General features: G+C 41.7%; 12 protein-coding genes. 6 read left to right on the top strand and 6 right to left on the bottom strand.

Going from position 1 to position 16,007, the window contains the following annotated elements; genetic code table 11:
- Window positions 1–159: 159 nt before the first annotated feature.
- Genes HWV03_RS16750 through nagB form a run of 3 tightly spaced genes read right to left on the bottom strand, consistent with a single transcriptional unit; the run spans window position 160 to window position 3,339 of the window.
- Window positions 160–1,386 carry an ROK family protein gene (locus HWV03_RS16750; RefSeq protein WP_211676925.1) on the bottom strand — a complete coding sequence of 409 codons (1,227 nt, stop codon included), beginning with the start codon at window positions 1,384–1,386 and terminating at the stop codon, window positions 160–162.
- Between the two features lie 2 nt (window positions 1,387–1,388).
- Window positions 1,389–2,525: an N-acetylglucosamine-6-phosphate deacetylase gene (gene nagA / locus HWV03_RS16745; protein WP_211676924.1), complete on the bottom strand. Its 1,137-nt coding sequence runs from the start codon at window positions 2,523–2,525 to the stop codon at window positions 1,389–1,391.
- Between the two features lie 4 nt (window positions 2,526–2,529).
- Window positions 2,530–3,339: a glucosamine-6-phosphate deaminase gene (gene nagB / locus HWV03_RS16740; protein ID WP_211676923.1), complete on the bottom strand. Its 810-nt coding sequence runs from the start codon at window positions 3,337–3,339 to the stop codon at window positions 2,530–2,532.
- 290 nt (window positions 3,340–3,629) lie between these two features.
- Here nagB and nagE point away from each other — a divergent pair, with 290 nt between their 5' ends.
- Together nagE and HWV03_RS16730 are read left to right on the top strand one after the other, a co-directional pair.
- Entirely contained in the window at window positions 3,630–5,084 is a 1,455-nt protein-coding gene (gene nagE / locus HWV03_RS16735; RefSeq protein WP_211676922.1) for an N-acetylglucosamine-specific PTS transporter subunit IIBC, read from the top strand.
- Between the two features lie 355 nt (window positions 5,085–5,439).
- Entirely contained in the window at window positions 5,440–6,372 is a 933-nt protein-coding gene (locus tag HWV03_RS16730; RefSeq protein WP_211676921.1) for a VirK/YbjX family protein, read from the top strand.
- A gap of 75 nt (window positions 6,373–6,447) precedes the next feature.
- Here HWV03_RS16730 and HWV03_RS16725 read toward each other — a convergent pair whose 3' ends face one another.
- Window positions 6,448–8,358 (bottom strand): RecQ family ATP-dependent DNA helicase, encoded by a 1,911-nt coding sequence (locus HWV03_RS16725; RefSeq protein ID WP_211676920.1) that lies wholly within the window; start codon window positions 8,356–8,358, stop codon window positions 6,448–6,450.
- Window positions 8,359–8,624: 266 nt separating this feature from the next.
- On the opposite strand from HWV03_RS16725, the gene aqpZ reads away from it, so the two are divergent.
- Complete coding sequence (gene aqpZ, locus HWV03_RS16720; RefSeq protein WP_211676919.1) at window positions 8,625–9,326, top strand: aquaporin Z; 702 nt, start codon at window positions 8,625–8,627, stop codon at window positions 9,324–9,326.
- 13 nt (window positions 9,327–9,339) lie between these two features.
- Here the strand turns inward: aqpZ and HWV03_RS16715 are convergent, their stop codons facing one another.
- On the bottom strand, window positions 9,340–10,521 hold the full coding sequence (locus tag HWV03_RS16715; RefSeq protein ID WP_211676918.1) for a benzoate/H(+) symporter BenE family transporter: 1,182 nt from the start codon (window positions 10,519–10,521) through the stop codon (window positions 9,340–9,342).
- Window positions 10,522–10,620: 99 nt separating this feature from the next.
- Between HWV03_RS16715 and HWV03_RS16710 the strand changes: the two genes are divergently transcribed.
- On the top strand, window positions 10,621–11,220 hold the full coding sequence (locus HWV03_RS16710) for a helix-turn-helix domain-containing protein (protein WP_211676917.1): 600 nt from the start codon (window positions 10,621–10,623) through the stop codon (window positions 11,218–11,220).
- Window positions 11,221–11,419: 199 nt separating this feature from the next.
- Window positions 11,420–11,959 (top strand): GNAT family N-acetyltransferase, encoded by a 540-nt coding sequence (locus HWV03_RS16705; protein ID WP_211676916.1) that lies wholly within the window; start codon window positions 11,420–11,422, stop codon window positions 11,957–11,959.
- A 75-nt stretch (window positions 11,960–12,034) separates the two neighbouring features.
- Here the strand turns inward: HWV03_RS16705 and HWV03_RS16700 are convergent, their stop codons facing one another.
- The gene (locus HWV03_RS16700; protein ID WP_211676915.1) at window positions 12,035–14,872 is read right to left on the bottom strand and encodes an FAD-binding and (Fe-S)-binding domain-containing protein; all 2,838 of its coding nucleotides are present in this window, start codon (window positions 14,870–14,872) and stop codon (window positions 12,035–12,037) included.
- 187 nt (window positions 14,873–15,059) lie between these two features.
- On the opposite strand from HWV03_RS16700, the gene HWV03_RS16695 reads away from it, so the two are divergent.
- Window positions 15,060–15,965, top strand: coding sequence for a LysR family transcriptional regulator (locus HWV03_RS16695; RefSeq protein WP_211676914.1), 906 nt, complete (start codon window positions 15,060–15,062; stop codon window positions 15,963–15,965).
- The last annotated feature ends 42 nt before the right edge of the window (window positions 15,966–16,007 follow it).

Here is a 16,007-nt window from a genome sequence, read left to right as displayed (position 1 = left end):
TCCGAATAAATAGATTATTACTTATTTAACGCATTGGTATCATCAGCAACGCTGAGTAGGAGATTATAGCAAATAAAAGTAAAAATGATAACGCTAGAAATGAGCCCGTCCTAAACTGTATTGGTGAGTTTAAGGCGGATTATTCATTCTGAAATTACGTTAGCTATTATCATATTCATGAATGATATGATTGAGCAGGCTACCTTCCAATAGCGCTTTTCGGACTAACGCTACGCCGGCCATAGAGGGTTCATTTTGAAACTGTGCTTCGTTAATCACTACGTTTGGTACAAAACTACCTAAAGCATGTTGTTGTACACTGTGTTCAATAATCGGGAAGATTAATTCTTTTGCTGCGACAATCTCGCCCTTGATTAACAATTTTTGTGGATTGAACAAGTTAACGATGATTGCGATTGCTTGACCGAGTAATTTACTCACGCGTTGTAATACTTGTATGGCTAATTCGTCACCGCTATTTGCGGCACTACAGATGCCTTCGATAGTTAAGCCTTCGATCGTGAGGCTGGTTTCGTGACCTTGATTAATTAACCCTGTTATCTGTTTAAGGATCGCTTCATTAGAGGCTATCGTTTCTAAACAACCATGGCTGCCACAATGACAAGGTAAACCGAGAGGATCAATGCGAATATGTCCTATTTCACCTACTTGATTATTGTGGTTGGTAAAGATTTTACCGTTATTAATGATACCCGAACCAACACCATCATGAACGGACAGTAACACACTGTCTTGGCAATCTTGCGCTGCACCAAAGTACAACTCAGCTAATGACAGCGATTGGGTGTGGTTGGCAATATACGCGGGAACACTAAACTTTTTGGTGAGTAGGCTTCCGAGTGGAATATCTTTTAGATTGTGTTTTGGTAGATACACTATGGTACCTGATTCACGGTCGATCAAACCGGGTGATGTCACTGCAATGGCGATCAAACGTTGTAAATCAGTATTGATATTAGCGTCGATGAAATCGGCAATCTGTGCTAATAAAAATGGGATCACATTGTTGTCTGGTGCAGTGTCTAAAGCAACACGGTAAGTAGTGAGCTTAGTCCCTGCAATATCATGCAATGCGATGGTTAAATTGTTACGACCAAGTTTACTACTTACAAAGACAAATTTTTCTATCTCGCAGGTCAGTGATATCGCTGGTCGACCACCTGTCGAGGCTTGCTGTGCAATTTCTTTAATTAACCCTGCCGCCATTAATTGACGTGCCATCTTCGTAATACTTGCAGGCGCTAGCTCGCTTAGTTTTGCTAAAGCGACACGTGAAATTTGCTTTTGTTCATCGATAAGGCGATAAACAGAAGCGGTATTTACTTGTTTAATAAATTCAATATTGGCGACTGGGCTATGTTTCATAATTAGAAGCTTTTCACTTTTCCGTTTACAATCGTTTTGATAACGGTGAAGTCGGCATTGAAGGCTGTTAAATTCGCAACTTTGCCTTTTGCAATGCTACCAAGTTTATCTGCTACACCAATTGCTTTTGCTGGGTATAGGTTTGCCATACGCAGTGTTTCTGCCAGCGGTAAGCCAACATATTTCACTGTATTTTCAACTGCTTCGATCATCGTTAATGCTGAACCGCCTAGTGTACCATCGGCACCAACACATTTACCATCACGATAGAACACTTCTGTGCCAACAAAGTCAAAAGATTCGATGTTGGCCCCCGCTGGCGCGACGGCATCAGTCACTAAGACTAATTTTTCGCCCATTAACTTATGGCTCATACGTACATTCGCGTAATCGACATGGTGGCCATCAACGATAATACCGGCGTAAACCTCTTTATGATCGTAAATTGCGCCAACAACACCTGGATCACGACCCGTAATTGAGCTCATGGCATTAAACAAATGCGTCGCAAAACGCGCACCAGCTTCAAAACCTTGCATGCATTCGGTGTACGTTGCGTTCGTGTGGCCAACTGATACTAATACGTCTGCAGCGGTTAACTGTGCAATGTGTGCCGCGTCAGTATTTTCTGGCGCTAAGGTTACTTTGCTGATTACTGCACTATTGGTACAGATATGGTCGATCATCGTTTGTTCACTGCGACGAATAAGGTTAATACTGTGAATGCCTTTCTTCGCTGTAGACAGGTAAGGACCTTCTAAATGCAAGCCGAGTGCTTGGTTGCTGTGTTTTTCTAAATACGCCGTCATCGTATCAATCGCAGACTTCATTTCTGTATCGGTAGCCGTGATCAATGTTGGCAAGTAGCTAGTACAGCCAAAGCGCTCGTTGGTTTGTTGCATGATTTCAAGGGTGTTAATACTGATATCCGTATTAAACAATACACCACCGCAACCATTGAGTTGTAAATCAATAAAACCAGCAGTTAAGCTTGCACCGGCAAGGTCAATACGTTCGATATTTGCTGGGCAATCTGCGACAGCAACCAGGTCATGAATGTATTCACCATCGACAATTACACAGTGCTCAGTTAACACACTGTCGTTTGTATAGATAGTGCAATTAGTGAGTGCATACATGGACTTACTCCGTAATAAAGCTTTGAATGTTTTCCGCTTCTAGCTCTTTAAAATAGCGTACAGTTTTCACTTTTAATTCCATCGTTGCTGGTTCGTCACACGCAATGATTGATTTAGGGTGTAACTGTAGTGCAGAGATTGTCCAAAGGTGGTTAACACTACCTTCGACAGCCGCTTCAAGTGCTTGGGCTTTATTATGACCTGTGATTAACACTAAGATTTCTTGTGAGTCTAATAGTGTGCCTACGCCAACGGTAAGCGCGAGTCTTGGCACTTGGCTAATATCGTTATCGAAGAAACGTGAATTAGCAATACGCGTGTCTTCTGTTAGTGTTTTGATGCGAGTGCGTGAAGCCAGTGATGAAGCTGGTTCGTTAAATGCGATGTGACCATCAACGCCAACGCCACCCATGAATAGGTTAATTTGACCGTAGCTCTTAATTTTGTCTTCATAACGCTGGCATTCAGCATCCAGATCGTCAGCATTACCATTCAGTAAGTTAACGTTTTTATCTTGAATGTTTACGTGATTGAAAAAGTTGCTGTACATGAATGTGCGGTAGCTTTCTGGGTGATCTTTATCTATACCTACATATTCATCCATGTTGAAAGTAACAACGTGTTCAAAGCTAACTTCACCAGTTTGGTGTAACTTGATTAGCTCTTTATAGGTTGTTAGAGGAGTTCCGCCAGTTGGTAGACCTAATACAAACGGCTTGTCTGCAGTTGGGTTGAATGCGTTAATCTTGTTAGCGATGTAAGCAGCGCTCCAGCGACCAACTTGAGCAGGGGTAAGTAAAGGAATTAATCTCATGCGTTACTCTCTATAATTTTTTAATGGTAATTGATACTTTTTTTAAATTGTAAATTAAGTTTTAGGATCCAGCCATCAAAACTTGTCTTTTTATGCTCAAATGGTTGAAATAGATCACAGTGTAATGAATTAAAGGTGAATTACGTTTGTCATTCAATCGTTCTTACTTTACATTACGAAATAAGTTATGGCGTAAGTAAAAAGTCTGTTCTTTTAATGGAACTTGAACAGTTTCATAACAAGAACAAAACATTGATTTGGATTTAAACTTAAATAAGGATAATGGCTGTATGTTTAGCTATTTACAAAAAATCGGTCGAGCACTGATGGTTCCTGTAGCAGTGCTACCTGCTGCTGCTATATTAATGGGTATTGGTTATTGGATTGATCCAGTTGCTTGGGGTGGTGACAATATATTTGCTGCATTCTTTATCAAATCAGGCGGCGCTATTATTGATAATATGGCCCTTCTATTTGCTGTCGGTGTTGCTTACGGCATGTCAAAAGATAAAGACGGTTCAGCGGCACTTGCTGGACTTGTTGGCTTCTTAGTCGTAACCACATTGCTTTCACCGGCTGCAGTAGCTGCAATCCAAGGTGTGGATGTTGATCAAGTTTCCGCTGCATTTGCTAAAATTCAAAACCCGTTTATTGGTATTCTAGTGGGTGTTATTTCAGCTGAATTGTATAACCGTTTCAGTGAAGTTGAATTACCAAAAGCCCTCACGTTCTTCAGTGGTCGTCGTCTTGTTCCTATCGTAACATCTTTTGTTATGATGGGGGCTTCATTCGTGCTTATGTATGTATGGCCAATGATTTTTGATGGTTTAGTGGGTTTCGGTATTGGCATTAAAGATATGGGACCAGCGGGTGCGGGTCTTTATGGGTTCTTTAACCGTCTGCTTATTCCTGTTGGTCTTCACCATGCATTAAGCTCTGTATTCTGGTTTGACGTAGCAGGTATTAACGATATACCTAACTTTTTAGCTGGTTCTAAATCAATTGCAGAAGGCACGGCTGTACCGGGTGTGACAGGCATGTATCAAGCTGGTTTCTTCCCAATCATGATGTTCGGTCTATTAGGTGCTGCATTGGCTTTCATTCATACTGCTAAACCTGAAAATAAAGCAAGCGTTACCTCAATCATGATGGCAGCTGGCTTTGCGGCATTCTTCACGGGCGTAACAGAACCAATTGAATTTTCATTCATGTTTGTTGCTCCTGTACTCTATGTAATACATGCCGTGCTAACGGGTCTCTCGCTATTCATCGCAGCCTCGATGCATTGGATGGCCGGTTTTGGTTTCAGTGCGGGTCTGGTTGACTTAGTATTGTCTTCAGGTAATCCATTAGCAACACAATGGTATATGTTACTTGTTCAAGGTGCTGCATTCTTCGTAATCTACTACGTAACATTCCGTACTATCATTGTTAAGTTTGACCTTAAAACACCGGGTCGTGAAGACGCTGGTGACGAAGCGGCGGCTCCTGCTAAAGCGGGTAAAGCTTCACATGCTGACGTTGCAGGTAAAGTTTTAGAATTGGTAGGCGGCAAAGATAATCTTGTCCATATTGATAATTGTGCGACACGTTTACGTCTTGAAGTTAAAGACTCTGGCCTAGTCAATGATGCTGAACTTAAGCGCCATGTTCCGGGTGTAATCAAGCCAAGTAAAACAGCAGTACAGGTTGTGGTTGGCCCACAGGTTGAGTTTGTTGCGAACGAACTTAAAAAATTAGTGTAATTATTGTTTACGACTTGCTAGTTCGTTATTTTATTCATGGGTTACATGCTATTGATTAACGAATTAGTAATTGTGCTTTAATTTAAGAATCAAGTTTAAAGAAAGTATGGCAGTAAATGTCATGCTTTTTTTTTGCCTCGATTATACTGTCCTATTTTCTGTTATTACGGCCCTTAACTGCACTCCAGATTTTCCTTACCTAACTCTATATAAAAGCCATTTAGCCATTCTATATACTTATAAATTCATTATTGATAGAATTAAATATCAAATATTGCATTCCGATCACCTTTTTGTGGTTAAATGTAACCAAAGTGTGACGTGTGTTAACTATTCATCAGCAGTAAGGTATAAAATGCGAACTAAAAATCTCATCGAATTAAGCGGTGTCGCTTTTTCTGACTCGGATAAAAATACGTTTAGACGTCGTAAGTTCCGCTGGTTTTATCGCTTGAAGTTTGTATTACAAGCACTTGCATATCGTTCTCATTTCCATAAACTACAAGCGGCAATCAAAGCACCTTACCTTGATTTATTATTAGAACAGCACCCTAAGTATTTACAAAAAATATTTCGTCCTTACGTCGATATCACGAATGGGACTGTTGAACGAATTAATCTGATTTGTGAGCACTATGATTTTATTACTGAACAGTTACCGGAAAAAACGGCTCTCACTATGTACAGTTCAGCGCAAGGGTTAGAAGTCACCCGATTTCTTGTTGGTGAGCAAGAGTATAGTGTTTCACTTGGCTATTGTGCAAAGAATCACAAAGAAGGTGATTTGGGTTTAAAGTTACTCGATGAGACTGGCAACGTTTTCTATGCGCTCACCTTCAGTGTGAGTGATAATATTGGTGAAGGTAGAACGATAATAGTGGGTGGCTTACAAGGCCCTAAGAGTTCGCCAGAAATAAATGAACGTATCAAATACTTTACTAAGCAGCATCACGGGCAAAGACCCAAGGACATGATGATTAAGATGCTTACCATCATTGCCAATGTTTGGGATGTAAAGCGTCTTTTACTGGTCAATAACAAAGCTCATATATACCAATGCAACCGATATAAAAAGAAAACCGTCACTTCTAATTATGATGCGCATTGGGAATCATTGGGTGCCGAAAAATATAATGAAAGCCTTTATGAATTAAGTCCTCTAGAAATACGCAAAAATCTAGAAGACATTAAACGTACTAAACGCGCGATGTACCGTAAACGATACGAATGGCTGGATGCATTAGCGGAAGAAGTCGCACGTAAACTGGCACTGTCTAAGGTGATGTAGCCGATAGAATCACTGAACTAAACGTCTTCTAACTAAAATCGAGAGCATATTTGTTATGCTCTCGATTTAGTTTTTTCAACTGTGTCTAATCAGATCTAATACCTGCTGATAAGGATAGGCTTGCAGCGCGGCAAAATTACTGATCTTCTTCGCTTTCATTTTCATAAATAACGGTGTACTTATACCGGATAAGAAACGCGTGATTAATACTGGCGTAGGCTGTTTGTCGCAAGCATTAATAAATGCTTGGCTTAGTTCGACAACGTGCTCTATTGATAGTGGAGGCATGCTGGGTGGTTGCGGCAATTGTGCAATACGTCCCTGACAGACAGAGCAAGTACCGCATTTTTCTGGCGCATTATCATCACCAAAGTAGGTTGATAAACCTTTACTCAAGCATTGTGAACTCTGAATATATTGGCCTACCGCATGCACGCGTTTTATTTCACTTTGTTCTTTATGCAAAAATTGTTGATGCAGAGTTTCGGCTAATTGCTGGCTATCAAAACGAGAATTCAATATCTGATATACATCGGTCATTAGCTTGCTTTCAAGGACAATATTATTGCGTTCATGTAAAAATTCCAGCGCGGTGATCACGCGGCTCCGCTGTTCTTGGTAACCTTCACTCATACGTTCGAAGTTAACCGTTGCCCAAGTTCGTTTCGCTGGTGATGCGTTAAATATTTCTTCAATAAACACGCGTTTTTCATCAGTGAACTGGCTGAGTATTTGCGCCGGTTCTTTCAAAAATTTAAAGCGGTACTCGGCAAAATACGAATACAGAGGCTTGATGATGCCTTGCATTTCTAAATACACCAGTAAGGTTTTTAATGGGGCTTGGCGCAAGTTACTGCTCATCGATAACCCGTATAAAGTATGTTCCCATTCAGTCCCGCTGGCTTGGATCTCGGCAAGTACCGTTTCAATGCCATTGAGCTCGGGTGTATCACCGTAAACGAAGTTTTCGAGAATGCTTTGGTTATCTAGATTCGCTAATACTAAGCATTGTGAATCATTACCGTCACGACCCGCACGGCCAATCTCCTGACTGTAGTTTTCGATGGATTTAGGCAAATCAAAATGCACGACGTTACGGATGTTGCTTTTATCGATACCCATCCCGAAGGCGATGGTTGCAACAATACAGTCGATGCCATTACGCATGAAGTTTTGCTGTACTTCTTCGCGTATCTCGGTGGGCATGCCTGCGTGATAAGCCACGGCTTCAATACCTGTTTGTTGCAGGGCACTGGCTAGTTCTTCTGCGGTTTTTTGCAAGGTGACATAGACAATGGATGCTTGTCCGGCCTTTTTACCTAGCCAGCGAGTTAGCGCATGTAGTTTTTTGTCTTGGGCAATAGGGTGCATTAATAAGCTAAGGTTAGCGCGATGAAAACCAGTTTGTATAATATCTTCTGGCTTGATATTAAACTTAGTTTCCATATCTTTAATCACTGCAGGTGTCGCAGTTGCCGTTAATAATAAAGCTTGTTTAATGTTTAGCTCTTTTTGGTACTGCGGTAGTTTTAAGTAATCGGGGCGGAAGTTGTGTCCCCATTCTGAAATACAGTGGGCTTCATCGATCACCAATAATGAAATTGGTACTTGCTTGATGAATTTACGAAAGCGTTCATTCTTCAAGCGTTCAACCGAAATCATTAAGATCTTTACTTTGCCCTCACGAACTTTTGACATGGTATCTCTGACTTCATCGACTGACATGCTCGAATCAATTTTAGCTGCCGCGACGTTATGTTTCTTTAAAAACAATAGCTGGTCTTGGATTAGGGCTAATAAAGGTGAAATGACCAAGGTTAAATGAGGTAAGTGTAAGGCTGATACCTGATAGCATAATGATTTACCTGAGCCAGTTGGAAAGATTGCTGCACTTGAATTGCCACTGACAATACTGTTAATGACAGCTTCTTGGCCTTCTCTAAATTGATCATAGCCAAAATAGTGTTGTAACGTCTGGTGCAGCATATCTGTCTCTCGTATTATGAAACCAAAGGGCGGTTGAGCAGGGGAGTATATAGTTTTTTGTTGAAAAAGTGATCCTGTAGATGAGGATAAAACAGTGGCAATGCTATATTTTTAACAGTCAATCACGATATTACAGGGTGTATTATGAAGTATAAGCAACAATTTGGTGCTGATTTAATGTGGCAAGGGCAAGTTAACATGGGCGCAAAATCGGCATTCTAGACTATCCTCAATTAATGTTTTGACACTATTATATGGATTTAATCATGACGTTAACAAAAAAGCTGGCTGCTGAGTTTATAGGCACATTTTGGTTAGTTCTAGGCGGTTGTGGTAGTGCTGTGTTAGCCGCTGCATTTCCAGATGTCGGTATCGGATTATTAGGAGTGTCACTGGCATTTGGTTTGACCGTATTAACCATGGCGTTTGCGATTGGGCATATCTCGGGTTGTCATCTAAACCCTGCTGTTTCAATCGGGCTTTGGTCTGGCGGTCGTTTTTCTGCTGCAGAGCTTGGGCCTTATATTTTTGCGCAAGTATTAGGGGGTATTGCCGGAGCTGCAATCTTATATTTGATCGCAAGTGGTCAAGTTGGTTTTGATGCTTCTGCTGGTTTTGCATCAAACGGTTATGGTGAACATTCACCAGGAGGTTATACGCTAGTGGCGGCATTAGTGACAGAAATCGTCATGACGTTCATGTTCTTAATCATCATCCTGGGGGCAACGGATAAACGTGCGCCACAAGGCTTTGCACCGATTGCAATTGGTCTTGGTTTAACCTTGATCCACTTAATCACTATTCCAGTCACCAATACCTCGGTTAATCCTGCTCGTAGTACTGGTGTCGCGATTTTCCAAGGCGATTGGGCACTGTCGCAGTTATGGTTATTCTGGGTTGCCCCGATCGTCGGCGCTATCTTAGCGGGTATTGTGTATCGCTGGTTTGAAAGCGAAGATACAGCTTAGATATCTATTTGGTTTATGCTTTAGCGGATACTGATTTTTTCGCTGTTACTAGCCCTGAAATCACTATGGTGATTAACCCAGCCGTAATGCCCCATAATGCCGAGCCAATATGCCACAAGGTAAAATCAGATGCGGTGACTAAAAAGGTCATTAGTGCCGCTTCTTTATAAGGTGATTCAACAAAAGCTTGTTGCAAACTACTGCCAATTGTAGAGAAGAGGGCTGTCCCGGCTAATGCATATATTAAGGCTGAGGGCATGGCTTGAAATAAGGTCATGAGGCTTAACGCACAAACTCCCATTAACAAATAGAACGCCCCTGCACTCACCGCTGCCCAATAGCGTTTTTTCGGATCTTGGTCAGCTTCTTCTGACATACAGATTGCCGCGGTGATCGCGGCTAAATTAATACCGAAACCACCAAAGGGCGCAATGAGCATATTGGTCATGCCTGTTACCGTCATTAATTTGGATACCGGCGCGTGATAACCATGGGCTTTTAAAATGGCGATACCGGGCATGTTTTGGGTTGCCATCGTGACCAGAAACAAGGGTAAACCGATATTGATTAGCGCGGCTAAGTTCCATTCAGGTTCAATATAAATAAGTTGTCCGAAACTCCATTCTAAATCTGGTACGATAAAGAATCCTTGCATCGATGCAGACATAATTCCCACCATTAAAACCGCGAGCATGGCAAATCGCGGGATCAATGATTTACTGACTAAGTAGGTAATAAACATGAGACCGACAAGCTGCGGGGACTCGTTCATAACATTAAATACATCGATGCCAAACGACAGTAAGATCCCAGCTAGCATGGCACTGGCGATTTGTAAGGGCACGCGGTTCATTAATTTTTCAAATAAACCGGATATACCAGACAGGGTAATTAAGCAGGCTGAGAAAATGAAGGCTGCGATAGCTTCGTTAATGCTAAAGCCTTGGGTACTGGTGATTAATAGTGCTGCTCCGGGTGTCGACCATGCGATTAACAAAGGGGTGCGGTAATAGAGTGATAGGCCAATAGAGGAGAGCCCCATACCAAGCCCCAACGCAAAGACCCAACTTGATATCATCACTATGTCTGCACCGAGGTTCGAAGCCGCTTGGTATATTAAAGCGATAGAGCTGGTAAAGCCGATTAAAGAAGCAATAAACCCCATGTTTATTCTATTTAAAATTGTGCTGGTCATTGTCACCGCTTCTCCAATTATCGATTTCGTGATAAAGTCTTTGTGCGCAATAACGCACGCCACATCTCGATAAAGTAACACTGTATGTTATAACGCACAATGGGTTGTGCTATCACAAAGGACATTATTATCAATATTCATGCATCTTTAGGCTCGCGTCTTAAAACTGCGCGTAGTAACAAAGGCTGGAGTTTAGACAAAACCAGTCAATACACTGGCGTATCAAAAGCCATGCTAGGGCAAATTGAGCGCGGTGAATCAAGTCCAACTGTGGTGCGATTATGGAATATTGCCAATGGTTTTGAGTTACCACTTTCTTACTTTTTGACTGATTTGGCACAAACACAGCCGGCCAATAAACCGATAAATAAATTGGAAAATAGTGAGCAAGATATTCACATAGTGACACTATTCCCTTATGACGCACTGACTAAGATTGAAGTATTCCAGATCACGTTAGATCCCCAACGATCGCATATCTCGGCACCGCATAATACGGGGGTAGTTGAGCATATTATTGCTGTTGACGGTGCGATGGAATACTTCTTAGCGAAGACTCCAGAGGGTACTGAACTGGAATGGCATATTTTGAAGCAAGGAGAGAGTATTAAGTTTAATGCTGACCAGCAGCACGGTTACCGTAATTTGACGGGAAAGGCTGTGACAATCCACAATATTATTAGTTATACCCAAGCCTAATTAAACTGAGATGGACCGAACCATAACCGAATGTCCAGCTTCGGACATTTGCCTGCTATCTTGTATCTAAAATATCTTCTTTTCTTCCGCCTAGATCAAGGCCGCTCTCTTTTTTATGCAATATTGTCGAATTTACCTTGTTCGAGGTATTAATAAATCCTAGTATGGAGATATATTAATTATCTAGGGCGAGAGACAAATGTTCACATTAAATGTTGATCCAGACTTACAATTAGCGATTGTGCAGCCGTCATTCGCTCGTCGTTATTTAGATATTGTTACGGCGGAACGTGCGTATTTATCAACATGGTTACCGTGGGCGACTAATGCCGATAATGAAGCCTTCTTTCTTGAGTTTGTCCGTAAATCCTTGCAAGGATATGCAGAAGGTAAGTCGATGAGTTGTGCGTTGGTTTATCAGCATACGGTGGTGGGTAATATCAGTTTTAACCGTATTGATCAGGAGCTTAAAAAAGTTGTAATTGGCTATTGGTTAAGTGAAAAATACCAAGGTATGGGCATAGTGACTAAAGCGGTGAGTTTTTTAATTGAATACGCATTCTCTGAGTTGGATATGGACAAAGTCGAGATATGTGCCGCTGTCGACAATATCGCAAGTCGTCGAGTCTGTGAGCGTTTGAATATGGCGTTAGAAGGCATTATTAGTAACGCTGAAAACGTTAATGGCGAGATAGTCGATCATGCGATTTACGGTATTCACCGTACAGATCTACGTTAACCTTTACTTGGTTTACTGAATGAATAAGCAGGCCATTGACCTGCTTATCTATTATTACTCGTTTAAAGCGAGCTTCTAACTAATTCGTTTTTCACTTACTTTATCTACCAGATACAATATCGAGCGATATTCAATACCACTGTGCTCTGATAAACCAATCTCACAAGTACGGCTATTCGAATAACCTTCACTGCAATTACTCGGAACTTGACGTGCTAATGGTGACAAGGCCGATGCGTTAAGCTCTGGTGTCGTAAAGCCTTTATCACCAGCAAAACCACAACATTGAATATCTTCGGGAATAATCACTTGTTGCGCACAAGCACGGCTGACTTTTTCCATTACACCCGCTAAACCTTGCTTACGTGAGGTACAGGTAATATGCAACATCACAGGCTCTGGTTGCGGGATAATATCAACATGCTGCATCACGAACTCAGCCACAAAGCGGAATGGTTCATAAATCGAGATGTCTTTGGTCATCAGCTCAATACTGGTACTCGCACACGGGCTAGTATCCATTAATATCGGTAATTTACCTTGCTCTGATGCTTCCCATAATGCGGCTTCTAACTGCGCTGATTTGCTCAAGGCTGTATCCACAAAACCTTTACTCTTATACGGCATACCACAGCATTTTTCTGATAACTTGCTTGGCATAACTACTTCGATACCAGCTTTTTGTAATACAGCTTGCGTCACTTCAGCAAGTGGGCGGTTATCCATGGCATTCTTCGCAGTGCCCATATTACGTGCTGCACAACTTGGAAAGTAGACGACTTTTTTATGCGCCAGACCATCACTTGCTAATAACTTCACTTTACCTGCTGCTTTTGGCATGCTCGGCGTCCATAATGGTACTGCGCCGCCACTGAGTTTACGGGTGGTTTTGGTAACAGTGCGCATTGCCTTGGACCCTAAAACAGTATGAATACCGTTAGCCACACTAAGTCCAGCTTGCGTGGCAGTGGTTAACCCAGCAAAGTGATCGCTACTCCAACGCGCGATAACATTGGCGATTGGGGAATGCTGTTGGCGTAACTTACGGATCAGGTCTCCAGTATTAATATCCACTGGGCAGCGTTCTGCACATAAACCTGTTGCGGCGCAGGTATCAATACCTAAATATTTAAATGACTTCTCTAATTCGGCCAGACGTGCTGGATCGTCTTGGCTGCGTTGTAAGCGGCTGATCTCACGATATACGGTATTACGTTGTCGGGGCGTTAACGATAATTCTCGCGACGGGCAAACCGGTTCACAGAAACCACATTCAATACACTTATCAATAATATCATCTGCTGCTGGCATGATTTTTAAATCGGTGATGTGGCTGTCTTTATTATCATTTAAGATCACACCAGGGTTTAAAATTCCCGTTTTATCAAAGATGCGTTTGATCTCTTGCATCAAGGCATAACCTTCGCTGCCCCATTCAAGCTCGACATACGGTGCCATATTACGGCCTGTACCGTGCTCGGCTTTTAATGAACCTTGATACTCGACCGCGACTAACTGGGCCACATCGTCCATGAAACCACTGTAACGATTAATCTCTTTTTCTGTTTCGAATGCTTGGGTAAATACAAAGTGTAAATTACCTGCTAACGCATGACCAAAGATGATTGCTTCATCATAATGGTATTTTTTAAATAGGATCTCTAAGTCACGTACCGCTGCGGCCAATTGTTCAATAGGGAAGGCAACATCTTCGATGATTACGGTTGTACCCACTTCACGTACCGCGCCCACTGCGGGGAATAGCTCTTTACGGATTGCCCATAATTGATTATAGATCTTGGTATCGGTACTAAACTCAACCGCTTCAGTAGGATTGAATTGATTAATCAAAGTGCTGATTTCAGCGATTTGTTGATTTAACGATGTTTCGTTTTCAGCGTGGATTTCAACCAATAATGCCGCGGCTTCGGTATTGTGTTCGGCGGCAAGTTGGGTAATAAAGTCTGGCATCCCAGGTTTGTCTGCAACTGAATTTAAGGCGCGGTTATCCATTAACTCTACAGCTGCAATGCTGGTGTTAGCAAGTGCGCTTACGGCTAAACAGGTTTGTTCAATATCGGCAAACAAATACAGACCTGTGGCTTTAAAGCTATGGTCGATCACCGTATTGTAAGTAACGTCGGCAATGAAGCCCAATGTGCCTTCCGAGCCAATAAACAAATGCTGTAATATATCAATTGGATCGCTGTAATCGGTTAATGAGTTAAGGCTATAACCAGTGGTGTTTTTAAGGCGATATTTGTGGCTGATCTTTTCTGCCAATGCGGAATTGTCTTTACATGCTTGCGCTAGTTTAGTCAGGTCATCAAGCATCTCGCTATGACTCATTTTAAACTGTGCAACACTGTAATTGTCTAAGGTATTCAATACCGTACCGTCGGCTAGTACAACTGTCATGCCCGCTAAGGTTTGGTAACTGTTTTGCGCAGTACCACAACACATACCTGATGAATTGTTTGCAGCAATACCACCAATTTTACAGGTGTTGATAGAGGCTGGATCTGGACCGATCTTACGTTGGTAAGGGGCTAAGATCTTATTCGCTTCGGCTCCGATAATGCCTGGTTGTAACCAGATCTGTTCGCCGTTGTTTAATACTTTATGTTCGCGCCAATCAGAGGTAAGCATGATCAGTACTGAATCTGACAAGGCTTGTCCTGATAAGCTAGTGCCTGCTGCGCGGAAGGTCACTGGGATCGCCATGTCATAGCAAGTCTTAATTACCAATACCACTTCGTCTAAATTAGCGAGTTGTAAAATCAATTTTGGGATTAAACGATAAAAACTGGCATCCGTACCGTAAGCTAAGGTGAGCGTTGGGTCGGTGATAATACGTTTTTCATCAATGGACTGGCGTAATTTGCTAATCAGTATGTGGTAAGGGTCAGACATTGCAGGCTCCTAATAACGCGGCTATGTTATTTTTATTTTATTGTTAATTTGCCACATTATGTTTGTTTAATTTTGTAATGATGCGGTTTAGACAAATCACTTATGTGATCTTAGATATAGTACCGAACTAACACTGTTTGATATACTAGCCCGATTACACATGACTGTTTCATAAAGTGGACCAATAATGCGAAGTACCGACGATTTTTTAATTTTTTATCACCTAATCGAACAAGGTTCTTTTAGTAAAGCGGCTGATATTGTTGGTTTAACTAAGTCTGTGGTGAGTAAACACATTACCCGTTTAGAAAAAGAAATGGGTGTACAGCTGATCTTCCGTACCACGCGTAAGTTAACGTTAACGGAAGCCGGTAAAGTGTTTTTTGAACATGCTAGAACCATTTATCAATCGGTGCAAGGTGCTGTTGATGCCATGAATGGATTAGGGGATAGCTTGTCGGGTTCTATTCGGTTAACTGTACCGACTGTGTCTGGCGAAATTATCTTAGCCGAAGCCATTGCCGATTTTAGTGCCTGTTATCCCGATATTCATGTACATATGGACCTAGATAATAGCTTTGTTGATTTAATTGATAACAACTTTGACTTGGCAATTCGTACTGGCGCATTACAAGATTCGAGCTACATTGCCCGCCGTCTAGTTCAAGCACAATGGGTGATCTGCGCATCACCAGCCTATTTAGCTAAAAATGGCACACCGAAGCGCACTCAAGATTTAGACAAGTATAATTGTTTAGCTTACAGCCATCAGGAAAGTGGCGCTAATGACTGGTTGTTTAAAGGCAGTGAAGCAGACTACAGCGTGAAAATATCAGGTAACTTCAGTACCAATAATTCTGCCGCCTTACGCAAAGCTGCGTTATTTAATTTAGGTTTGATATACGTGCCTAAAGTGCTGGTGGCCGATGATTTACAAGTCGGTACCTTGGTTGAAGTATTGCCAAAACAGGTGGCTAAGTCGTTAGGTATTTATGCGATTTATCCGTATACCAAACTTCAGCCGTTAAAAGTGAAGCTGTTTATTGAGCACATTTATCAGTTTTATCAACGCCAAGCAGATAACTTTAGCTAAGCGTTGACGAACGACCAACAGAATATATGTAAACAAAATATA

Source organism: Moritella sp. 36, assembly GCF_018219415.1.
Classification (GTDB): domain Bacteria; phylum Pseudomonadota; class Gammaproteobacteria; order Enterobacterales; family Moritellaceae; genus Moritella.
Note: the sequence above shows the minus strand (reverse complement) of the source record. Positions and strands in the feature narration are given on the sequence as shown.